Below are 23333 nucleotides of genomic sequence, written 5' to 3'. Positions count from 1 at the left end.
TAGAAATTTGACAGCGCCAGAACAACAAAAGCCTCGGTCGGGACATCGACATGAGGCTTTTTTCTTGGCTAAGATTTTTTAAAGCTTAACCCGCTTGATGTTGAATCGGAATTTCACCAAACTTGCCTTGATTAAAATCTTCAAAAGCTTGAATGATTTCCTGCTTGGTATTCATGACAAATGGACCATAGCCTTGAATAGGTTCATTTAATGGCTTGCCTGTCAGCACTAAAAATTGCGTATCTTGCAGTGCTTCAAGCTGAATTAACGCTTCGCCATCTTGAGCAAATAACACCACTGAGTGATCTTGCACAAGTTGACTGCCATTGACCCGCACTTCACCTGCCAACACCACCAATAAAGTATTGTGATCTACCGGCACATGCAGCGCTTGGGTCTGTGCAGCTTTCAATTGTCCATCCCAAACATTGACAGGGCTAAAGGTGCTGGCAGGCCCAGATTGCTCTGCGTACTGACCTGCAATAATGCGTAAATGCCCCGCCTGATTTTCAAACTCAATTTTCGGAATATTTTGAGATTCAATGGCTTGATAACGTGGCGATGTCATTTTGTCTGCGGCAGGCAAATTCACCCAAAGCTGCACCATTTCAAACAATCCGCCTTGTGCTGCATAGTCTTTGGAGTGAAATTCCTCATGCACCACACCCGCACCTGCTGTCATCCACTGCACATCGCCTGTTTTGATGGTGCCACCACCACCTGCCGAATCTTTATGCGTCACTTCGCCCCGATAGGCAAGCGTCACCGTTTCAAAACCGCGATGTGGATGCGAACCAACACCATGTTGTGCGGTAGTCGCATCAAAATGATACGGCGCTGCATAATCCAAGAGTAAAAATGGACTGATCGCCTGCCCTAAACGGTCATAAGAAAATAGATTTTTGACTGGAAAACCATCGCCCACCCAATGCATGTTTTGGTTGCGATATAAACCGATTATTTTTTTCATGTGTTACACCTATTGCTAGGAGAATAGATGTTTTGATCTTAATCGCTCATCGCACCACAACCTAGTGCAAATTTGGCATACAGCATTGCAAGAATGGAATAATCTTGCTGAAACTTATACATGGTTAAACAAATCATGAGCATAAAAAATCCAGAAGCGAGGTTCTGGATTTTTAAAATTGAGTGCGATGATTCGATTAGATTTTACCCACCAAATCAATAGATGGTGCTAGGGTTGCATCGCCTTCTTTCCACTTGGCAGGGCAAACTTCGCCAGGATGCACATGTACATATTGCGCTGCTTTCACTTTACGCAACAATTCTTGCGCGTCACGACCAATACCACCTGCATTGATTTCTACAATTTGGATTTTACCTTCAGGGTCAATCACGAAAGTACCACGATCTGCCAAACCTTCTGCTTCAATCAGCACTTCAAAGTTTTTAGACAATGTCCAAGTTGGGTCGCCAATCATTGGATATTGAATCTTTTTAATTTCTTCTGAGGTGTCGTGCCATGCTTTATGGGTAAAGTGTGTGTCTGTAGATACTGAGTAAATTTCCACACCCATTTTTTGGAATTCAGCATATTGATCGGCTAAATCGGCAAGTTCAGTTGGGCAAACAAAGGTGAAATCTGCAGGGTAGAAAAACACCACTGACCATTTGCCAATAAAGTCTTGCTCAGATACGTCAATAAATTGACCATTGTGGTAAGCGGTTGCGTTAAATGCCTTGACTTGGGTATTGATTAAACTCATGGATAATTCCTCATTTCATTTCAGGGATTGCTTATCTTGTGTAGTTAGAATACGAAAAACCAATGAATCGGTAAAACAGTGTTTTTTTATAAAAGTAATCGGATTTACAAATTAACAATCCTATCATAGTTTGAAATTTAATCGAGAAAATAGATATTTGCTGAATATCTGCATAAAAAAACCCTTTGTCGAAACAAAGGGTTTGGATGATAATTTCCATTTTAATCAAATGGTTAGTCTAAAATGGCAAGTCATCATCTAAATCTGCTGGTGCAGTTGCAGGCGCAGCTTGTGGCTTCGGTGCAAAACCACTCGGGTTATTGTTGGCATAGCCGCCACCCTGATTTTGGTTAAAACCGCCTTGATTTTGATTCGCATAACCTGTGGCTGGAGCTTGGTTATTGTTAAAACGTGGTTGTGCAAACCCACCATCTTGCTGGTCAGATTGTCCACGGTTCGAAGAATCGAGCATTTGCATTTGATCACCACGAATTTCAGTGGTGTAACGCTCTTGACCATTTTGGTCTGTCCACTGACGCGTACGCAATGAACCTTCAATATATACTTTAGAACCTTTGCGTAAATATTGCTGTGCAATCTCGCCTAAACGGTTATGTAAAACAATGCGATGCCACTCTGTTTGCTCTTTACGCTCACCTGTGTTTTTGTCTGTCCAGACATCACTGGTTGCGATAGAAAATTGAGTGAGAGAACCACCATTTGGGAAAGTTTTTGTTTCAGGATCACGACCTAAAGTACCCACTAAAATGACTTTATTTACACCACGCATTAGACGTTTTCTTCCTATTTGTTTCTATTATTTACTTTATAAGAGTTATGCTTAAATGGCTACCTCTTTCCCAAACAAGTGCGTTAATTGTTGTCGCGCAGCATCATCAATTTGCTGTTTATCCACTTTCACATAAGCCACTTGCTGGTCAGACATCACCACGACCTCTTCAATACCACGAATTGCCAAAAGTTGAGAAGTCCATTCATCTGTTTCTCGGTTCTCAGGCAAACGCAACACCAAAGACGAAAGATAGCGCGGCTGCGCCAATCCAAAACTAACGAATAGCCAAATTATAGCAATCGCGGTCAAAATACTCCAACCCATTGCGGTGTGGTTGAGCATCAATAATTGTCCGCCAATCATCCCACCAAAGAATGCACCCAAAAACTGACTGCTGGCATTTACACCCATCGCGGTGGCTTTAGATTGAATTGGTGCAGCCTTTGACAACCACGAAGGTAATAAGGCTTCCATAACGTTAAAGGCAATAAAGAATAAACCCAAACCCAATAAAAGGATGTATTTCGATTCAAACCCGAAAATCAGCACCAACAGCCCTAAAATAATACCTGCAATCGCGGTCAGGAAAATGCCACGCATTTTGCGATATTTTTCTGCCAAAACAATGCTTGGAAATGCCACGAACAGACTGACCAACAACAATGGCAAATACACCCAACCATGATGCTGCAAAGGAATATCGGCAAATTGGATTAATTGCGAAGGCACATAAATAAACATGGCAGTCAGCAATAAATGTAGGGTAAATACCGATACATGCAGACGGTTTAAATCGCCCATTTTCAGGACTTGCTTTAACTGAGTGATATAGCCTTGCTGAAAATTACGATGATGACGCGTGACTTTAGGCACCAATAACAACATGAGAATCGCTGCTAGTCCCATCACTGTGGTGACCCAAAATAACCCTGAAATACCAACCCAGCCCGTAAGCCATGGCCCTAAACTAAAGGCCACCACAAAGGACATACCGATACTCATCCCCATCACCGCCATGGCTTTCATGCGGTTTTCTTCGCGGGTCACATCGGCCAGTAATGCCATCACCACGGCAGATACTGCGCCACCACCTGCAATGGCACGACCAATAATCACGCCATAAATGGTGTCAGACATGGCTGCAATTGCGCCACCCAAAGCAAACAGTAATAAGCCAAAAACCACCAATGGCTTACGGCTATAACGGTCTGCAATTAAGCTAAACGGAATTTGTAAAATGGCTTGGGTGAGTCCATAAACACCAACGGCAAGACCAATCAATGCAGGAGTTGAGTATTGATATGACTGCCCTGCTACTGAAAATACAGGAATAATCATGAACAGACCCAACATGCGCAATGCAAAAATACTGCTTAAAGCAAAGGTCGAGCGGCGTTCTAAGGCATTCATCATATCAATCGACTAAAACTAAATAATTTTGAATTTGCAGATATCCTACAACATTCAGCTTAAGGATGCTGATTTTTCCCGATGTTTATTCAACAGACCCTACTTTTTCAATAAAAAAGGGCGCAACGTTGTGCACCCAAATTTATATTTTATACAGTCTTCATCACCGTATTGCTCTGTGATTTCGCGGCAATACAGCAACGGGCATCACCATAGCATTAACCCGCTTTTGCCTGACGTTTTTTAAATTGAATAGATGCAATCACCGCCCAAACAATAAAGGCAACACCAATTAAACCTGTCACCACTTCTGGCACATGCAAGCCTGTACCGCTGGCAATCATAATAAAGGCCAACGCACCAATCGCATAGTGCGCACCGTGTTCAAGGTAAATATAGGCATCCAACGTGCCTTTTTCGACTAAATAAATCGTCATCGAACGCACGAAAATTGCACCAATCGCCAAGCCTAACATGATGATCACCACATCAGAGGTGATTGCAAATGCACCAATGACACCATCAAAACTGAACGAGGCATCTAGCACTTCCAGATATAAAAAGCCCCCAATACCCGCTTTCACCACGCCTGTCGGTACGCCATTTTCGTCATGACGGACAGCATTGCCCTGTTCATCGACCTCTGGTTCACCGCCCAACATGTGACTCAGCACTTGTACGCCAATATAAATCACGATGCCCCAAATACCCGCCATCGTCACCACAAGGCGCTTATCTTCCACCACATTGGCCGCCATGATTAACAAAGTCACTAAGGCCAAAAATACCGACATGGCAGGCACGCTTGCCAGATTGCTCAAACGACGCTCAAACCATCTAAACCAGTGCGTGTCTTTTTCATCATCCAAGAAAAAGTTTAGGAAAACCATCAACAAGAATGCGCCACCAAAAGCAGCAATTTCAGGGTGATGTGCCATCAGTTTAGCCGAATATTGCTTCGGATCATTCAATGCCAGTTGCACCACTTCCATCATGCCCATATCGGCAGTGACCGCCACAATGACCACAGGGAAAATTAAACGCATACCAAAAACTGCAATGATAATCCCCACGGTTAAAAACAGCATTTTCCAGAAATGATCCCAACCGCGCAGCACTGACGCATTCACCACCGCGTTATCAAACGACAACGACACTTCCATAATCGCCAAAATTGCGGTAATGGTTAGTGCGGTAAGCATGGTTTGCACACCTGCTTCTGGGCCATGGGTATAGCCCCAGTATGCAGATAGCGCAAGACACACAATCGAAAATACGATTGAGAAACCAAAATGTTTCATCATGAGAAACGACCTATCACTATATTTTGATCTGAACTTTTCATCTGCCGAATCTGTACCATCAACGCAAAGTACAGTTTTGATTAAGCTTTAACAGATACAAAAATTCTGAAAATTGAATTGCCCGAATTTTAAATCGGACAAAAACTGAGAATGTAAAATTTTATGCTGCAATTATGACGCTTTTTCCTCAACTTCGGCAAAATTCTTCGTATGATTTTTGGTTTCCCGATCAGATACCGTGAAAACCGTGTTTTTCATTCCCAAACTGCTATAGTGAAATGCAACGACATATTAGGAATTTAGGATGTGCTTTTCTCAAGACGCTTGGCAACGTAACCTTGCCCTTTATCACAAGACGCTCGCTTTACCATTTAATCAGGAGTTGGCACAAGGCACCTTAAGTAAAGCTGCTTTTGCACATTATGTGATTCAAGATTCACATTACTTAATTGCCTACGGGCGTGCACTGGCAGTCTGTGCGGCTAAAGCTTTTGATGCAGATGATATTATTCAGTTCGCAGATGCCGCCAAAATCGCAATTGTGGTGGAACGTACCTTACATGACAGCTTTATGCAGGAGTTTGATATTTCCAAACAGGAATTTGAAAGTACTCCGCTGACCCTTGCCTGTCATCACTACACTTCTTATTTAGTCGCAACCGCATGGTCAGAAAGCTATCCTGTGGTATTGGCATCACTACTGCCATGTTTCTGGATTTATGCCGAAGTTGGTAAAGATATCGTCAATAATTCTGCACCGAATAATCCGTATCAGGCATGGGTCGATACCTATTCGGGCGAGGAATTCCACACCGCAGTCAATAATGTGATTCAAACCATAGACCGTGTTGCTGCGCGCTGTGATGCCGATACCCTTGAAAAAATGCACCACGCCTACACCAAAGCTGCAGAACTGGAATGGTTATTCTGGGATAGCGCCTATCATCAACGTCAGTGGCCGGGTTTAGATCAAGCTTAACGGCCGCCCTCACGCACCGTATGGCAATCGCTCCATACATACAGTGCGACAGCTCATGACCGATAAAGCATGAAAAATAACACTTGAACAATTTTCATGCGCTATCATATATAGGTTTTTCATTTGCAAAATATCGAGAAGTTTTTATGAGCCAAAGTCATATCCGTATTCGAGGTGCACGTACCCATAACCTAAAAAACGTGAACCTTGATATTCCACGCGATAAATTTGTGGTAATTACGGGTTTATCTGGTTCAGGAAAATCTTCACTGGCGTTTGATACCCTTTATGCCGAAGGACAGCGTCGTTATGTCGAATCGCTTTCTGCATACGCACGCCAGTTTTTATCGCAAATGGAAAAACCTGAAGTCGACTCGATTGAAGGTCTAAGTCCCGCAATTGCCATTGAACAGAAATCGACCAGCCATAACCCGCGTTCAACCGTGGGTACCATTACCGAAATTTACGACTATTTGCGTTTACTGTATGCACGTGTCGGCACACCTTACTGTCCTGAACATGATTTACCAATGGTGGCGCAAACTGTTTCAGAAATGGTCGATGCTGTAAAAGCACTGGAAGAAGGCACTGCCTTAATGCTACTCGCGCCTGTGATTCGTGAGCGTAAAGGCGAATATGTGCATCTGTTTGAACAGCTACAAAGTCAGGGTTTTGTACGCGCCCGAGTTGATGGCGAAGTCATGGACATTGACCCACCACCAGAACTCGATAAAAAGAAAAAACATACCATTGAAGTGGTGGTAGACCGTTTTAAAGTCCGAGATGATTTGGGCAACCGTATTGCCGAAAGCTTTGAAACTGCACTGCGTTTAGGTGGCGATTTAGCCATTTTATCGTGGATGAATGCGGAACAACCTGATCGTATTTTTTCGGCCAAGCACTCTTGCCCGCAATGTGACCGTGCCGTGGCAGAACTTGAACCGCGCCTGTTCTCATTTAACAACCCTTTTGGCGCTTGTCCAACTTGTGATGGTTTGGGGACACGTAGCCATTTCAGTGCGGAAAAATTGATTCCAAACCCTGAACTGTCGATTAGTCAGGGCGCAATTCGCGGCTGGGACAGACAGCGTCCGTATTATTACAGCATGCTGGAAAAAGTCGCGGCACATTATGAACTCTCACTCGATACGGCATGGAATCAGCTGGACAGCGTGACACAAAAGAAATTCCTGTATGGCACAGGTAAAGACAAAATTGACCTGAGCTATACTGATGAACGTGGACGCCACCATAAACGTGTGATTGCGTTTGAAGGCGTGTTACCGCATTTAGAACGTCGTTACCGTGAAACCGAAAGTAATTATGTACGTGATGATTTGGCGCAGTATTTATCTAATGCTGCCTGTGATGCCTGCGGTGGTTCACGTTTAAATGAAATCTCTCGTAATGTCCGCGTGAAAGACAAAACCATTGCTCAAATTACCCAAATGTCGATTGGCGATGCCGAAGACTACTATCAAGGCTTAAATCTTGAAGGGGCCAAAGGTGAAGTCGCAGATAAAATCTTTAAAGAAATTCGTGAACGTCTGCACTTTTTAGTGTCGGTGGGTTTGAATTATTTAAGTCTGTCACGCTCCGCCGAAACTCTTTCAGGCGGTGAAGCACAACGTATCCGCTTGGCATCTCAAATTGGTGCGGGGCTTATGGGCGTGATGTATGTGCTAGATGAACCTTCAATTGGCTTGCACCAGCGTGACAATGATCGCCTGTTGGAAACCCTGATTCGTTTACGTGACTTGGGTAACACGGTGTTAGTGGTAGAACACGATGAAGATGCGATTCGCGCTGCCGACCATATTATTGATATTGGCCCAGGTGCAGGTGTGCATGGTGGACATATTATTGCCGAAGGCACCTATGCAGAACTGGCCGAACATGCAGACTCCCTAACAGGGCAGTATTTATCGGGCAAATTAAAAATTGAAGTGCCGAAAACGCGCACCCAACCGCCACATCCCGAACAACAAATTAAGCTGATGGGCGCAGCAGGACATAACCTAAAAAAAGTGGATCTCACTTTGCCTTTAGGGGTAATGACTTGTGTCACAGGCGTGTCGGGTTCAGGAAAATCTACCTTAATTAACCGTACTTTGTTGCCTTTGGCTGCAACACAATTAAATGGCGCAACTACATTAACCGCAGAAAAATTCGACTCGATTGATGGTTTGCAATATTTAGATAAAGTGGTGGATATTGACCAAAGCCCGATTGGGCGAACGCCACGCTCGAACCCCGCGACCTATACAGGCTTGTTCACTCCAATTCGTGAGCTGTTTGCGCAAACCCCTGAAGCCAAAGCACGTGGTTATGCAGCAGGACGCTTCTCCTTTAACGTTAAAGGTGGACGCTGCGAGGCCTGTGAGGGGGATGGCATGATTAAAGTTGCCATGCACTTCTTGCCAGATATGTACGTGCCTTGCGATGCCTGTCATGGTAAACGCTATAACCGCGAAACTTTGGAAGTCAGTTATAAAGGTCGCAATATTTCTGATGTTTTGGAAATGACCGTTGAAGATGCCATGCATTTCTTTGATGCCATTCCTGTGATTCATCGTCGTTTGGAAACCTTAAATCAGGTGGGTTTAGGTTATATTCGTCTTGGACAATCAGCTACAACTTTGTCAGGCGGTGAAGCACAGCGCGTAAAACTGGCGCGTGAACTGGCCAAGCGAGATACAGGCAAAACCCTGTATGTACTGGATGAACCGACCACTGGTTTGCACTTCCATGACATTGCCAAATTGCTCGACATCCTGCATGAGCTACGCAACAAGGGTAATACCATTGTGGTGATTGAACACAACCTAGATGTGATTAAAACTGCAGACTGGATTGTCGATTTAGGCCCTGAAGGTGGTGCAGGCGGTGGACAAATCATTACCGAAGGCACACCTGAAACTGTCGCAAAATCTAAAATTTCACATACGGCAAAATTCTTAAAACCGATGTTAAAAGGCTAAAATAGATTATTTCAGTTTTTAAGCCCATTCAAGTTTAAATACAGATTCAGCACAAACTTGTGCTGAATCTTTCACTCTAGGCTTTTTATCACTTCGGAAATGCTCGTGGATCAATTACTGTGACTTAGTCACCAGCAACGGCATTGCGCCCACGTGCTTTGGCTCTAAATAAGTGTTTATCGGCTTTTTCCAACAATCTGCTCCATGACGCAGCACCTACCGCCACGCCAGCACTGACTGACACTTGAATATAATCATTCAGTTCTGGAATAAAAATTTCTTGATTTACAATATGACAGCGCAATTTATCTGCCAAATACAGCGCCTCAGTAAATTCTATTTGCTCAATCAAAACCAAAAACTCATCGCCACCATAACGCACCACCAAGTCTGAGGCACGGACATGCGCTTTGAGAGTATCGGCAATACATTTTATAGCTTGGTCACCTACCACATGCCCGAAGGTATCGTTAATGTGTTTGAATTTATCCACATCCATAATAATCAGACCAGTTTTGCTCAATTTTTCAGGTCGATGTTCTAAATATTTGATGTATTCCTCAAGCGCCAAACGGTTGGAAACACCAGTTAAGGCATCGGTATTGGCAATATTACGCAGCTGAAATTCTAAAATATCGCGTTGCTCTAGGCGTTGTTTTAGTTTTTGAATAGCCTCAAAGAGCGTTACCTTGTCTGGATTTTGCGTACCTTGAGCTTCATCTTCATAAGCTGCCAAACGTAAAATTTGACTGCGCGCCTGAATTAAGGGAATAAAGACCTTCGAACGCGCATAGACCATAGTGAAAATCGCAGCCAATAACGAAATAATTGACACCACTAGCGTTAAAATAAAAGTACGCTGAGCCTGATGATAATCTTTGTGTGCAACCTGCAAACTGTGCGCTAATATAAATGACTGCAAACTGACCACAGTGTTGAATTTATCCACAATTTTTTGGGTGAGTTCAGTACCTGTCAATGAATAAGGTTGCCCATCAATACTTTGCTGAATCAATTGATTGACGATAGGAATTCCCTCATCCAGAAACTCCTTTTTTAATTGATCATGCAAAATATTATATTCAGGAATTTTATGTGCTTCAGGCAAAATGGTATGGATTAAATCCCACAAATAATAAGCTTGGCGTTGGGTTTGCAAAGAGCTCGCCAAATTGGTTTCAGGAATTTTTTCAGCAAACGTTACCGCGGCAATAATATTGGATGCCACCCTTCCCGCTTGATCACGCAAATCTGAAAGAACAAAAATCACACTATAATAGGTCGATACCGATGAGTCTTTTGCCACTGAATCGAGCATGACGTGTTTCAGCACATGCTGAGAACTGTCCCATGCCGCAAACATTTTTTGAATCGCATGATCCATCTGTTGAGAGCTACGCAAATGCTGTGGAGTTGCTGCATATTCATCGACCGCCTGACGCCCTTGTTCTAAAGCGGTCTTTAATTGATGCGATAAATGATGCGCATGGATAATAAAACCTTCTTTTCTTAAAATATTGATGGTCTGTTCTACTTGTTGATCCACGCCAGCACGGTACGCTTTCAATTCTTGTAAATTTTGCTGAAATTCAGCTGCTGAACTCGACATGACTTTGTTTGCAGGTGCTCGTTCACGCGAAATACTATTGGTCAGTTCAGCCACTTTGCCTAATACGGAAATTTCAATTAAAGCACGTTTTGTTTTTTGATAACTCTGATAACTATTCACCATCAGAGGAACGCAAATAAAAAGCAATGACACGATAATAATGATCATCGAGATCAACAGTCGCTGACTGATATGCTCTGTGCGCAATTTCATCATCATGCTAAGTTTCACCTACGTCATTATAACTGTGCAAAATCGTGGACTTGATCACTTAATCGGCGACTATATTACATGAGCAATCTTTAAATTACTTACAAAAAAGATAATTAATTCACTTATATTTTGAATTATTTAGTTTTTATCACCAAATCATAACAGCTAAATTGGATCTGATATTTTAAACCTGTCTAACTAGAGCATCTTATTCAAGAAAACGTCCAAAACCATACCCTGTGCCGATTTTCTTAAAACAACAAATACAAAAAATAATGTTTCAGCATGCAGAAAATATTTTACAGATGCAACATTTGGGTGCATAATGCACCTCATTAGGGCGAGTTTAGTTTTTCCTCAGCAGTAAACTAAATTTACCCGCAAATTTTGGCGAAAAATCCCAGTTTTTGAAAGAAAACTGGGATTTTTTTATGGGTTTTGATCATATCACACCCTCAAACTGCACCATATCAGTGCAATTTTCGCAAAACCATTTGCGTTTTCACATGCAAAAAAAAACCCAACCTTGGGGAAAGTTGGGCAGATAAAAAGCAAACAATTATGGAGAATCAGATCGCACTACTGGATGAACCAAGCTTAGGATTTGATGGTTAAATTATGAGATAAGTCACATAATTTACAAACCCGACTTAAGTAGTAGGACTTCATGGTGGAATTATGAAATAAATCACAGTTTATGTAAAGCCTAGTCAACCAGTCTGATTTATTTTTATACAAATATTAAAATTTAATGTGACTAAACTCACATTAATTCAAATATTCCACTCAAATTTATTCTGAACAGACCTTATTTTTAGTTTGTTTTTTATCCAAAAATCATGGTTTCACCCTAAAACAGGTGAATTTTTCCGTTATTCTTCACTCTCCAAGAATTATTATTACAGATAATTTCAATTAAATTTATCGATTAATCCAATTAATGCTTTGCTTATTATTTCTACTTTTGTTGCAAAAACGAACATATCGACTTGTTATCCATACAGTTTTTAGGTTGACAGCAAAAATTTTATTTGAATATTTTTTAAACACCAAAGTCAATTGGACTTAATTCTTAAATAAAGTCCTTTTAGTTCATTGACTTAATAATTTGTTACACTAAAATGATCAATGTTTCATCCATTTTTAACAAAACTGGTAACTATCATGAAAAAACTCGGTTTAGCCACTGCATTATTATTAGCCATGACCGGTGCTCAAGCGTACCAATTCGAAGTTCAAGGTCAATCTGAATACATCGACAATACAGTAAATGATAAGAATTTCACTGGTGCTGTTCAAGGTACTTACTACTTCAAAAATGTTGATGCGACTAAAGGTCCATTGGCTGAAGCTGCGTTCTTAAACCAAGCGTCTAACTTCTCTTTAGCATACAACTATGGTGAATACGATGTAGATGCTGACGAAGCAGATTTCGTATCTCATGTTTATGGTGCTAAAGCTGAAGCGTATATTCCAACTCAATTGGTTCCTGTTTATGCAAGTGCAGCATATAGCCACACCATCAGAGATGGTAAAGGCGGTCAAGATAATGACAATGGCGACCGTTATGCCTTAGAACTTGGTGCAGTAGTAGCGCCTAACTTCTTAGTTGCTGTAGGTTATACAAGCGTTGCAGACCAAACTTCTTATGATGCTTTCAACATCCTTTCTAATGGTGTTGCTAAAGCAGCGCTTGAGTCAACTACAATCGGTGTAGACCCAAACTATGACCAAGATGCAATCACCGCACGTACAAAATATGTAGGCGCAATTGACGGCACCAATATGGCTGTTGGTTTTGAAGCAGGTCTTGTATATGGTGAAGACACTATGTACAACTTAAAAACTGATCTTTACTTAACACCAGCGCTTAGCGTAGGTGCTTCTTATGCAGAAACAAGTGCTAATACTGATACCGATTCTGCTTGGGGTGCGAACGTAAACTACTTCATCACTCCTGCAGTTGCTGTAGGTGCTAGCTATGTAAATGCGAATGCTGTAGGTGAAGCACGTGACACTCAAACTGTTGGTGTAAACGCTAAATTCCGTTTCTAATTTCACATTAGACACTGAAGCTAAAAAAGACGCTCATCTGGGCGTCTTTTTTATGCCTGAAATCTGTCACAAAAATTTGCACGCTGTTTTACTCAGCCGAATCATCATGGTGATGATGCGGTAAGTGGCGAATGTACTGCAATGCGATTAAACGTGACACGATCAATGCCAAATACATCACCCCACAGAACATTTGCAACATGGCAATCAACCGTGCTTCGGGACTGATCGGTATAAGATCAGATAAACCTGTCGCGGACTGCAAACTAAAACTTAAAAACAGTAAATCCAACCAGCTTTGTAAACCTGCAGCATTTGGGTTCTGAAAACTTTGTGGAATCAAAATTTGACAGATGCTATATAAAAAGGCAAAACCCCAAGCGATTAAGGTAAATACCGCGGCGGCTGCAAACAGCTCATCTTTGGTTAAATAACGATCATGGAACATATAACGCAATAAACCATAGGCTGCACTAAAATAGGCTGCAGCTTCACAAGCATGACTCATCACCAAAATAAGAGGATGCCGCACACCTAGTAAAATAAAGAATGAAAAGAACAAAGCCGCATAAACAAAACTGAGCCCCAAAACACTCAACATTGGCGTTTGTCGAATCACTTTAGCAATGAGCAGCAACACCAATACCCCCACCATCCACGTGATGACTTTATAGGGCATGTTGTGATGTGCAAAGAGTGAGAGCAGCAAAATCAAAAACTGCAAAAACAACAGCCATGCCGAAGGCAAGACCCGAAATCTTTTCCAGACATTGTCTAATATGTACATACATCTACTGCCTATTCTTTTTATATTGCATCCAACATAGCAGCTTATTTACGCATGCAATGCAATCACTCTGTATCAAAATTGCATATCTCAATAACCGTATCCATAAATGCTCAAGATATTGATCGGTATGCTTACCCAAGCCAACAGGCAGACATAAAAAAAGTCCCATGACTGGGACTTTTTTTCAGGGGTTTCAGACCTTAGTGGTCAGATGCACCTGAGATACCAATACCAGTTTGTGAGCGTACGAACTGTGCATCAAATGCTTTACGTTCAGCTTGTGCTTGCGCAGAGTTGTCAGTGATAGAGAACAACCAGCAGCAGAAGAATGAAAGTGGCATTGCAAAGATCGCAGGACCGTTAAATGGGTTGATTGGTGTGTCAGAAATTTGAAGCGTATCTACCCAAACTGCTTTAGACAATACAATCAAGGTTACTGCTGAAGCTAAGCCTGCTACACCACCAATCACCGCACCGCGAGTCGTTAAGCCTCTCCAGAACATAGACAATACAAGTACTGGGAAGTTTGCACATGCCGCTACAGAGAACGCCAAACCAACCATGAACGCAACGTTTTGTTTCTCGAAAAGAATACCCAAGATCATTGCGAAGATTGCTAAACCTAAAGTCGCAATTTTAGACATGCGAAGTTCTGATTCAGGTGTCGTTTGACCTTTCTTGAATACGTTAGCATACAAGTCGTGAGAGATTGCTGAAGCGCCAGACAATGTCAAACCAGCAACTACCGCAAGAATTGTTGCGAATGCTACTGCTGAAATGAAGCCCATGAACAAGTCACCGCCAACCGCATCAGCCAAGTGCACCGCAGCCATGTTGTTACCACCAACAAGTTCTAACTTGCCAGTAACTGCCATTTTCGCAACATCAAGGAATTGTGGGTTGTTTGATACATAAAGGATCGCACCAAAACCAATGATGAAGGTTAATAGGTAGAAGTAACCAATGAAACCGGTTGCTACAACTACTGATTTACGTGCTTCTTTCGCGTCTTTTACCGTGAAGAAACGCATCAAGATGTGTGGTAAACCTGCAGTACCGAACATTAACGCAAGACCAAGTGAGATTGCATCAATTGGGTTAGATGCTAATTTACCAGGACCCATAATGTTTGCAGCATCTGCCAAGCTCAAGTCATGTACTTTAGAGAAAACTTGGATCGATTGCTCGAACATGTTAGTGAAGCTGAAGCCCACACCTTTCATTACCATGAAGGCCATGAAAGTTGCACCTGAAAGTAACATCACCGCTTTGATGATCTGTACCCAAGTTGTTGCCAACATACCACCGAACATTACGTAAGCCATCATGAGTAGACCCACGATCACTACAGCAAGGTTGTAGTTCAAACCGAAGAGAAGTTTGATTAACTGACCCGCACCTACCATTTGTGCAATCAGGTAGAATGCAACTACGACAAGCGAACTGAATGCTGCAAGGGTACGTACTGGCTTTTCAGATAAACGGAACGAGACCACGTCAGAAAGGTTATATTTCCCTAAGTTACGTAAACGTTCAGCAATCAAGAACAATACGATTGGCCAGCCCACCATGAAGCCCAGTGAGTATAGCAAGCCGTCAAAGCCTGACATAAACACCATTGCGGAAATACCCAGGAACGACGCTGCTGACATATAGTCACCTGCAATCGCGAGACCATTTTGGAAACCTGAAATACCACCACCTGCGGTATAGAAGTCCTTAGTGCTTGTGGTTTGCTTCGCTGCCCATTTAGTAATGAACAAAGTTGCGCCCACGAAAATCAAGAACATAATAATTGCAGGCCAGTTGGTTGGCTGCTGTTCTGCTGCACCTAAATCTGGTCCTGCAAATGCCATACCTGACATTAATACAGTAGACGCAGCCAGTGCTTTCAATGAATTCCATTTCATCTTAGTGCGTTCCTTTCTCATGTGTAATTGCTTCAACTTCACGCATCGCTTCTTCGTTCAATTGGTCAAGTTTGCCATTCGCAATTGATGAATAAACAGCACACAAAATGAAAGATAAAACGATAATGCTCAGACCTAATGGAATACCCCAAGTCGTCACACCGCCAGAAATTGAACTCAATAAGAATTCTTTGTTATAGCCCACTAAAAGCATGAAACCTACGTACACAAACAACATGATTGCTGTTAATGTCCAACTTAGGTTACTTTTTCTGCGAACCATTTCTTTGAATTTTGGGTTTTGTAGAATGCGTTCTACTTGTACCTCATCCATAACCTGCTCCTTCAAGCGCCCTGCCTTAGGCGCAAATTTTTAATTCGAATTATTTCGAACTTAAAATTAACAATGTTGGAGCCGATTTGCAATTTAGACTTTGGTCGCTAAAAAAATGATCAACCTCAGCGCAAAGGCAATGGAATAGGCTATCATAGCCCTATTGTCGATACTTTTAAGGCATCATGAACAGCTGGCTCATTATGGGGGTTTTAGCCCTCTATATCGCATTACTTTTTATCTGTGCTTTCTATGGGGAAAAACACGCCAGTCGTTTAAGCACGCGTGGGCGCATGCTCATGTTCAGCTTAACTTTAGGGGTGTACTGTTCATCATGGACTTTTTATGGTGCAACGGGCGCAGCCGTTCGTGAAGGGATCATTTTTTTACCCATTTATTTAGGGCCATTGCTGTTTGTCGCTGTTGGTTATGATATTTGGCGACGTTTAGGTCGAGTGCGACAACACCACGCCATTTCATCGATTGCTGACTTTGTTGCTGCACGTTACGGTAAAAGCGGGCCATTGGCATCACTGGTCACAATTTTGGCGGTGATTGCAATTATCCCGTATTTGGCTTTGCAATTACGCGCAATTGCGCTCAGTGCCGCAGTGGTTTTAGATCAAAGCACCAATGTTGAAAGTACCACCAATGCAGTGTTATTCCTGACAGGTTTATTGGCTATTTTGGCGATGCTGTTTGGTACTCGACAAATTGCCAATACCGAACAACACGGCGGCTTAATGCTTGCGGTTGCCTTTGAGTCCTTTGTCAAACTATTTGCCTTGCTGGCTGTGGCCTTCTTCTTTGTATTTGAAGCGCCTGACAATATTCATCAAATTGCCAATGATGTTTCAATTACCTTCCATGAAGTACAGCTGTTTGGTGTGCCTGAAACCTTTTGGGTGCAAACCTTATTGGCGGCATTAGCGATTATTTGTTTGCCGCGTCAGTTTCACGTTGCTGTGGTCGAACTGCGCGATGAAAAACATATTCGGGGTGCGCGTCGCTGGTTTGCCGTTTATCTGATTTTAACCACCATCGCGATTGTTCCAATTGCCAGTTGGGCCTTGCACGCAGCTCCGCAATATTTAGCCATCCCAGATGTAGCGGTTTTGTCTTTGCCACTCAGTTATAACCAAGACTGGTTGACGCTGTTGGCGTTCTTGGGAGGATTCTCCGCCTCAACAGGCATGCTATTGGTATCTTCAGTAGCACTGTCGATCATGCTGAGTAATGACCTGATCATGCCTGCCTTATGGCGCATGGGCATTTTCTCACGCCATGACAAGCGCTTGCCTTTGGTACTGAAATTCACCCGACGCATTTGTATTTTAGCGGTGATGCTGCTCGGCTTCCTGTTCTTCAACTTCTTTAACGATATTGATCAACTTTCTGTGTTTGGCTTGTTGGCCTTTAGTGCAGTGGCACAGTTCTCCCCTGCCCTGATTGGGGGGTTATATTGGCGTGGTGGCAGTAAACAGGGCGTTTATGCAGGCTTAATTGTTGGATTTGCGATGTGGGCCTATACCCTGCTGCTTCCGACCATTTTACGCAGCCTGCCAAGTCAGTTCAGCGACTTTACCCGTGAATTTTTATTGCTGGGACCTTTAGGCATCAACTGGTTACGCCCTGAAGCCTTGCTTGGCTTTGAATCTTTTGCCCCGCTCACACATGGGGTGGTTTGGGCGCTCGGTTTAAATATTTTGTTATATGTTTGGGTGTCACGTATTTTCCGTCCAAGTGTGGCAGAACAAATTCAGGCCGAAAGTTTCTTTTATTATGAAACCAAGCCTTTGCCAACCCAGAACATGAGCAATGAGGTCAGCTATTCACATCAGGATGTAGCGCGTTTAAAAGTAGGCGATTTAATCACACTGGCAAAACGCATTACAGGCGAATCTCCAACCCGACAAGCCTTTGAGCAGTTTAGTCAGCAAAATAATGTGGTGCTGAATGAAAATGCCAATGCCAACGGCATGTGGTGGCGTTTTACCGAACAATATTTGGCAGGCACCATTGGTGCAGCATCTGCGCGTACTTTGCTCACCACTGCCATGGTCAATAACGGACTCGCTTTAGGGCAAGTTGCGAATATTCTTGACCAAGCCTCACAATGGCAACGCTTTAACCAAAACCTAATCATGACCATGATTGACCACATGACCCAAGGCGTGAGTGTGGTAGATGAAAATATGTGTTTGGTAGCATGGAATAATCAATATCTCAAACTATTTGATTATCCTAAAGATATTGTCTATGTCGGGTGCCCAATTGCCGATTTGATTCGCTATAACGCAGAACGTGGTGAATGTGGTCCGGGCTCAATTGAAGAACACGTGCGTAAACGTATTCACTGGATGAAAATGGGCAGTGCACACGAGTTTGAACGCATCCGTAAAGATGGTCGTGTAATTCAAATGCGTGGTAATCCAATTGAAGGCGGTGGTTTCGTGACCACCTTTGCCGATATTACCGCTTTCCGTGAAAACGAAGCCGTACTTGAAGCACGGGTACAAGATCGCACACAACAATTGGCCGATGCTTTGGCAGAACAGCAATTGGCACGTGAACAAGCCGACAAAGCCAATATGTCCAAAAGCCGCTTTATTGCCGCTGCCAGTCATGACTTATTACAGCCAATGCATGCAGCGCGCTTATTCAGTACGGCTTTAGAGCAAAGTATTCAGTCCGATGAAGACCGTAAAACCCTGCAACAACTGGATCGTGCCCTGCATGGTGCAGAAAGTATGCTCTCGGCCTTGTTGGATATTGCCCGTTTGGAAGGCGGTACGATTCAGCCGAAACGTCAGGCTTATCCACTGCATGACTTACTCAGCGATTTAAGCCTGCAATTTAAATCCATTGCGGCACAACGTGGCATTGAATTCCGTGTGCATGACGTACAGTTCTGGATTGATACCGACCCACAATGGATTCGTCGTATTATTCAAAACTTTGTCAGCAATGCGCTGCGCTATACCGCCAAAGGGCGTGTGGTCGTGGGCGTGTTACGTTCTGCAGAACATCCACAACATATTCGAATTGGGGTGTGGGATACAGGTCCAGGTATTGCCGAAGAACAGCGTATTAAACTGTTTCAGGAGTTTGAGCGTTGCGGACATACGTCGCCTTGGGGTGAGCAAGGTCTAGGTCTTGGGTTAGCGATTGTGCAGCGTATGACCAGTTTGCTGAACTACCCTGTGCATGTCTATTCGGAATTGGGCAAAGGCTCGTGCTTTATGATTGAAGTGCCGATTGTCGAAGCTCCAAAAGTAGTGGCTGCACCTGTGCAAGTGGTGCCGTTGAAAACCAAAGCCTATAAAATTTTGTGTTTAGACAATGATGAAACCATTTTGGAAGGCATGGCGACCCTGCTGAGTAAATGGGGCTATCACGTATTTAAAGCCACCGAACCTGAACAAGCAATTGAGTTGATTCAACGTGAGCACATTCAAGTTTGGTTGGTCGATCAGCACTTAAATGACGATAAAATCGGTTTAGATTTTATTCTGGAACATCGTCAAGCCGATGTACCTGTGGCGTTAATTACAGCAGACTCCGACCCAGAATTGCCGCAGCGCTTAAAAGAGCTGAATATTGTATTGCTGAAAAAACCGTTAAAACCAGCATCGCTGCGTTCTTGGTTATCTGGACTGAAAATTTCAGGCAGCTGATAGCAATAAAACTTTGTCTGTCCCGCTTTAAACTGTGCTTGATTCAAGCCATGTTTAAAGTGCAAGGCAGGCAAAGCTATTCAATATCCGTCTTGTGGCGGCTTGAAGCTGTTTTACCAACTGCAACCCTAGACCACTCAAAAAATAACAGATTGCCTGTAAAGTGTCACAGCCATTGGCCTGATGCACAACACCCATTGACCAAAGTTTTCAAAAATGTCGCGTTTTGAGTGCCTGCCCTTCACATTAAATACCATCACCTCACTGGCTATGGCAAAGTCTGACAAGATCGTAAGCAAATACACCCAAACTTGCTTACAATTTCTTTAATTGCCGAGTTTGTAAAGGCTTTTCTGAGCACATTGCAATACATTAGACTTTAGTCTTATACATCTATTGACTATCTGCGCGCATAACTAAGTACAAGAAATGATCAGCGCATTCATCTTCAAGCCACATCCAAACAAATTTCCTGCCCTATTAAGCGTTGATCGACCTGTTTTCACGTTTTAGGAAGAATCTCATGAATACCGTGAACCATGAACAGCAGCTCGCAGAACAAACACAGCAGCTACAGCGTCAATACGGCGTCAATGCGCTATTGCCCGAAATTCACTGGGATCGTCTGTTTCAAAACAGCAAACTCAAAGCTCCTCATCTACAAGCGCTGAATACCCTGTATCAAACCGCAGTACCCTTAGCCCTACAAGTCTTTGAAGAACTCAATTTTGATGTGTTTCGCCCTGCGGCGTATCAACCACAAGGTTTAGGTCTGTTCAACAAACTTTCAGCACAGGAGGAGCAATTACTGGATGTTTTGGAACAAGAAGCGCAAGGCTTAGATCAAAGCACCCGCCAGCATATTTGGAGTATGTTATTACGTGGTGGTGCGGTACTGGTCTTTAAAGCATGGTTAGGCAAAGTCAAAACAGATGAGGCACAACTCGATACAGCTCAATTTGATGAATTGTCCGATTTGCTGTTCATTAAAACCTCACCTTTTGAGCTGGCAGAACGCTTAAAAGTCGATGCGCATGCACCCACTGAACATATTTTTCTACTGTATGGCAATGACGTGTATTTAGACCGTTTTAACAGTCTTGAAACGGCAGCCTTATTTGTCGATTTAGGCGTGTACGATGCTGCGTTTATAAGCCTGAGAGATGACCACGTTGCAAAATACCTGATTGGACAAGGCTATGTCAGTGAGCAGCAAATTGATGAATTACAATGTGCTTTAAATCCATTAAATTGTGCCGATTTAAATCTGAAACAGAATTATATTGCCTAGGGTTTGTTGAGCATTGCATTAAAAAACAAGGCGTGCCAATGGCACGCCTTGTTGGTTCGTCTATCTGCCAATTTAGACAGTAAAATCAAATAATGTGCCTTAAAAAGTTACTCGCTTATAGTCACGGTAAGCAGGCTTCCAAAAGTTTGCTTCTATTGCCTCTCGTAATGCCTCATCACTCATGACAGCTGCAACGCCTGCATCCATTGCTGCTTTTGCGACTCTAAATGCAATAAATTTAGACACCTGCTGAATTTCATTTAAATCAGGCAATAAATCTGCATTTGGATCCTGCAACAATGGTGAGCAGTCCGCCAGCGCATTACTGGATGCAATTAACATACTGTCTGTCACACGTGTTGCCCCTGCAGCGATTACCCCTAAGCCAATACCTGGGAAAATATACGAGTTATTGCATTGGGAAATATTATAAAGTTTGCCCTGATAGTTCACTGGCTCAAATGGGCTACCTGTTGCAATTAAGGCCTTGCCTTCAGTCCATTCCAAAATATCAGCAGGAAACGCTTCGACTTGTGAGGTTGGATTCGACAATGGCAATACAATTGGACGCTCACAATTGGCTGCCAAGGCTTTAATCACTTCTTCAGTGAATAAACCCGGTTGCCCAGACACTCCAATCAATACCGTTGGCTTGGCGTTTTGAATGACGTCCAACAGAGAAATCACACCTTCAGGATTGCCCCAATGTGCAACACGGTCAGGACTTTGTGCCAATTTACGTTGGAAATCGAGCAAGTTTGGCTGATTGCTGGTGAATAAGCCAAAACGATCCACCATATACACACGAGCACGTGCTTCAGCATCGCTTAAGCCTTCCACCACCATTTGCGCCACAATTTGCTCGGCAATACCACATCCTGCAGAACCCGCGCCCAAAAAGGCAATGGTTTGATCTTTCAGCTGCTTGCCTGCCGCACGTGATGCAGCAATTAAACTGCCCACAGAAACGGCTGCCGTGCCTTGAATATCATCATTAAAACAACAAATTTGATCACGATATTTGTTTAATAACGGCATGGCATTTTTCTGAGCAAAATCTTCAAACTGAATCAATGCCTTTGGCCAACGGCGTTTCACCGCATCAATCACCTGATCGACAAATTGATAGTATTCCTCACCACTAATACGTGGCTGATTCCAGCCCATATAGATCGGATCATTCAGTAATTGTGGGTTATTGGTGCCTACATCTAAGGTAATGGGTAAGGTATAGGCAGGACTAATACCGCCACATGCTGTATATAAAGACAGTTTTCCAATTGGAATACCCATGCCGCCAATGCCCTGATCACCCAAGCCTAAAATACGCTCACCATCGGTAATCACAATCACTTTGACATTCTTTTTATTGATGTTTTGTACAATATCATCAATATGGGCACGGTCTGGATAGGAAATAAAAATACCCCGATGACGGCGGTAAATATCGGAAAAACGCTGACATGCCTCGCCTACAGTTGGGGTGTAAATAATAGGCATCATTTCACTCAAATGCTGTTCAATCAGGTGATAAAACAGGGTTTCATTGGTGTCCTGAATGTTGCGCAAATAAATATGCTTGTTGATGGCATCGCTAAAAGCAGAATATTGCTGATACGAACGCTGGCTTTGTTCTTCAATATTTTCAATTGCATGTGGAATTAAGCCATGCAAGTTAAAACGGGTGCGTTCTTCTTCTGAAAATGCAGAACCTTTATTTAATAAAGGCAATTCTAAAAGGCCGTTGCCCGCATAGGGAATATATAAAGGACGTTTCTGCTGCAAATTTGCGGTTGTCATTGTTCATCTCATTCTAATCGGTTGCTGATGGCGCATGGATTGAGATGCACCATCTGACATCTGACTAGCTTAGCCCGAATTGCAGCAAATAGGGCATTTAGAAGTTTGATAACCAAATCTGAATGATTTTTATTTCTGATAGCCCATGTTATATAGGCATCGAACCTAATTTATTTGGGTGGTTGCAGTGGCGTCATATCTACAATTAAGCCAGTGAACTTACGCACCAAAGGCAGCACACATAATACGACTGGAAAAGCAAACGCCCAAGAAATCATCCAGTTATGCAACCACAGGGTAAAAAATCCCTCAATCCAGCCCAAATTTCGGATCATATTAATCAACGAAATGATGCCACTCATCAAACATGATAAAAAGAAAGGCATTACCACCGTGGCCCATTTCATGGGTAATTTGGGTACATTGCCAAAAATCATTGCACGTTGTTTCATGCTCT

16 protein-coding genes are annotated in these 23333 nt (G+C 42.9%); 5 read left to right on the top strand and 11 right to left on the bottom strand.

Annotated elements, in window-relative coordinates; genetic code table 11:
* Window positions 1-85: 85 nt before the first annotated feature.
* The 5 genes from FTU09_RS05955 to FTU09_RS05935 form a co-directional block, all read right to left on the bottom strand.
* Window positions 86-970 (bottom strand): pirin family protein, encoded by an 885-nt coding sequence (locus FTU09_RS05955; RefSeq protein WP_154321175.1) that lies wholly within the window; start codon window positions 968-970, stop codon window positions 86-88.
* A gap of 196 nt (window positions 971-1166) precedes the next feature.
* On the bottom strand, window positions 1167-1730 hold the full coding sequence (gene ahpC / locus FTU09_RS05950; RefSeq protein WP_179995287.1) for an alkyl hydroperoxide reductase subunit C: 564 nt from the start codon (window positions 1728-1730) through the stop codon (window positions 1167-1169).
* 238 nt (window positions 1731-1968) lie between these two features.
* The gene (gene ssb, locus FTU09_RS05945) at window positions 1969-2520 is read right to left on the bottom strand and encodes a single-stranded DNA-binding protein (RefSeq protein WP_004970192.1); all 552 of its coding nucleotides are present in this window, start codon (window positions 2518-2520) and stop codon (window positions 1969-1971) included.
* Window positions 2521-2571: 51 nt separating this feature from the next.
* Window positions 2572-3936 (bottom strand): MFS transporter, encoded by a 1365-nt coding sequence (locus FTU09_RS05940; RefSeq protein ID WP_104852874.1) that lies wholly within the window; start codon window positions 3934-3936, stop codon window positions 2572-2574.
* Window positions 3937-4151: 215 nt separating this feature from the next.
* The gene (locus FTU09_RS05935; RefSeq protein ID WP_004970195.1) at window positions 4152-5237 is read right to left on the bottom strand and encodes a DUF475 domain-containing protein; all 1086 of its coding nucleotides are present in this window, start codon (window positions 5235-5237) and stop codon (window positions 4152-4154) included.
* 304 nt (window positions 5238-5541) lie between these two features.
* On the opposite strand from FTU09_RS05935, the gene tenA reads away from it, so the two are divergent.
* Together tenA and uvrA are read left to right on the top strand one after the other, a co-directional pair.
* Window positions 5542-6216 (top strand): thiaminase II, encoded by a 675-nt coding sequence (gene tenA, locus FTU09_RS05930; RefSeq protein ID WP_180079803.1) that lies wholly within the window; start codon window positions 5542-5544, stop codon window positions 6214-6216.
* A gap of 146 nt (window positions 6217-6362) precedes the next feature.
* Window positions 6363-9197, top strand: coding sequence for an excinuclease ABC subunit UvrA (uvrA, locus tag FTU09_RS05925; RefSeq protein ID WP_180079801.1), 2835 nt, complete (start codon window positions 6363-6365; stop codon window positions 9195-9197).
* Between the two features lie 124 nt (window positions 9198-9321).
* On the opposite strand, the gene FTU09_RS05920 is transcribed toward uvrA, so the two are convergent.
* Window positions 9322-11022 carry a GGDEF domain-containing protein gene (locus FTU09_RS05920; RefSeq protein ID WP_180079817.1) on the bottom strand — a complete coding sequence of 567 codons (1701 nt, stop codon included), beginning with the start codon at window positions 11020-11022 and terminating at the stop codon, window positions 9322-9324.
* A gap of 1125 nt (window positions 11023-12147) precedes the next feature.
* Here FTU09_RS05920 and omp33-36 point away from each other — a divergent pair.
* A complete protein-coding gene (omp33-36, locus tag FTU09_RS05915) occupies window positions 12148-13074 on the top strand; it encodes a porin Omp33-36 (protein ID WP_257223285.1) in 927 nt (308 codons plus the stop codon).
* An 88-nt stretch (window positions 13075-13162) separates the two neighbouring features.
* On the opposite strand, the gene FTU09_RS05910 is transcribed toward omp33-36, so the two are convergent.
* The 3 genes from FTU09_RS05910 to FTU09_RS05900 form a co-directional block, all read right to left on the bottom strand.
* Entirely contained in the window at window positions 13163-13861 is a 699-nt protein-coding gene (locus FTU09_RS05910; RefSeq protein WP_180079799.1) for an ion channel, read from the bottom strand.
* Window positions 13862-14064: 203 nt separating this feature from the next.
* On the bottom strand, window positions 14065-15774 hold the full coding sequence (locus FTU09_RS05905; protein ID WP_179996437.1) for a cation acetate symporter: 1710 nt from the start codon (window positions 15772-15774) through the stop codon (window positions 14065-14067).
* Window position 15775: 1 nt separating this feature from the next.
* Window positions 15776-16108, bottom strand: coding sequence for a DUF485 domain-containing protein (locus FTU09_RS05900; protein WP_167845675.1), 333 nt, complete (start codon window positions 16106-16108; stop codon window positions 15776-15778).
* A 185-nt stretch (window positions 16109-16293) separates the two neighbouring features.
* On the opposite strand from FTU09_RS05900, the gene FTU09_RS05895 reads away from it, so the two are divergent.
* Together FTU09_RS05895 and FTU09_RS05890 are read left to right on the top strand one after the other, a co-directional pair.
* Entirely contained in the window at window positions 16294-19785 is a 3492-nt protein-coding gene (locus tag FTU09_RS05895) for a PAS domain-containing hybrid sensor histidine kinase/response regulator (RefSeq protein ID WP_180079797.1), read from the top strand.
* Window positions 19786-20308: 523 nt separating this feature from the next.
* Entirely contained in the window at window positions 20309-21076 is a 768-nt protein-coding gene (locus tag FTU09_RS05890) for a hypothetical protein (RefSeq protein WP_180064672.1), read from the top strand.
* 99 nt (window positions 21077-21175) lie between these two features.
* Here the strand turns inward: FTU09_RS05890 and FTU09_RS05885 are convergent, their stop codons facing one another.
* Together FTU09_RS05885 and FTU09_RS05880 are read right to left on the bottom strand one after the other, a co-directional pair.
* On the bottom strand, window positions 21176-22876 hold the full coding sequence (locus FTU09_RS05885; RefSeq protein WP_180079795.1) for an NAD-dependent malic enzyme: 1701 nt from the start codon (window positions 22874-22876) through the stop codon (window positions 21176-21178).
* A 170-nt stretch (window positions 22877-23046) separates the two neighbouring features.
* Complete coding sequence (locus FTU09_RS05880) at window positions 23047-23328, bottom strand: DUF2798 domain-containing protein (RefSeq protein ID WP_004970219.1); 282 nt, start codon at window positions 23326-23328, stop codon at window positions 23047-23049.
* Window positions 23329-23333: the final 5 nt, after the last annotated feature.

This window comes from Acinetobacter sp. YH12058 (assembly GCF_013419805.1).
Lineage (GTDB): Bacteria > Pseudomonadota > Gammaproteobacteria > Pseudomonadales > Moraxellaceae > Acinetobacter > Acinetobacter towneri.
The sequence above is the reverse complement of the archived record's forward strand: the minus strand, read 5'-3'. Positions and strand labels throughout refer to the sequence as shown.

Excerpts from the sequence above, each read along its gene's own strand:
- FTU09_RS05955 (WP_154321175.1), bottom strand. The coding sequence starts at position 970 with ATGAAAAAAATAATCGGTTTATATCGCAACCAAAACATGCATTGGGTG.
- ahpC (WP_179995287.1), bottom strand. The coding sequence starts at position 1,730 with ATGAGTTTAATCAATACCCAAGTCAAGGCATTTAACGCAACCGCTTAC.
- ssb (WP_004970192.1), bottom strand. The coding sequence starts at position 2,520 with ATGCGTGGTGTAAATAAAGTCATTTTAGTGGGTACTTTAGGTCGTGAT.
- FTU09_RS05940 (WP_104852874.1), bottom strand. The coding sequence starts at position 3,936 with ATGATGAATGCCTTAGAACGCCGCTCGACCTTTGCTTTAAGCAGTATT.
- FTU09_RS05935 (WP_004970195.1), bottom strand. The coding sequence starts at position 5,237 with ATGATGAAACATTTTGGTTTCTCAATCGTATTTTCGATTGTGTGTCTT.
- tenA (WP_180079803.1), top strand. The coding sequence starts at position 5,542 with ATGTGCTTTTCTCAAGACGCTTGGCAACGTAACCTTGCCCTTTATCAC.
- uvrA (WP_180079801.1), top strand. The coding sequence starts at position 6,363 with ATGAGCCAAAGTCATATCCGTATTCGAGGTGCACGTACCCATAACCTA.
- FTU09_RS05920 (WP_180079817.1), bottom strand. The coding sequence starts at position 11,022 with ATGATGAAATTGCGCACAGAGCATATCAGTCAGCGACTGTTGATCTCG.
- omp33-36 (WP_257223285.1), top strand. The coding sequence starts at position 12,148 with ATGTTTCATCCATTTTTAACAAAACTGGTAACTATCATGAAAAAACTC.
- FTU09_RS05910 (WP_180079799.1), bottom strand. The coding sequence starts at position 13,861 with ATGTACATATTAGACAATGTCTGGAAAAGATTTCGGGTCTTGCCTTCG.
- FTU09_RS05905 (WP_179996437.1), bottom strand. The coding sequence starts at position 15,774 with ATGAAATGGAATTCATTGAAAGCACTGGCTGCGTCTACTGTATTAATG.
- FTU09_RS05900 (WP_167845675.1), bottom strand. The coding sequence starts at position 16,108 with ATGGATGAGGTACAAGTAGAACGCATTCTACAAAACCCAAAATTCAAA.
- FTU09_RS05895 (WP_180079797.1), top strand. The coding sequence starts at position 16,294 with ATGAACAGCTGGCTCATTATGGGGGTTTTAGCCCTCTATATCGCATTA.
- FTU09_RS05890 (WP_180064672.1), top strand. The coding sequence starts at position 20,309 with ATGAATACCGTGAACCATGAACAGCAGCTCGCAGAACAAACACAGCAG.
- FTU09_RS05885 (WP_180079795.1), bottom strand. The coding sequence starts at position 22,876 with ATGACAACCGCAAATTTGCAGCAGAAACGTCCTTTATATATTCCCTAT.
- FTU09_RS05880 (WP_004970219.1), bottom strand. The coding sequence starts at position 23,328 with ATGAAACAACGTGCAATGATTTTTGGCAATGTACCCAAATTACCCATG.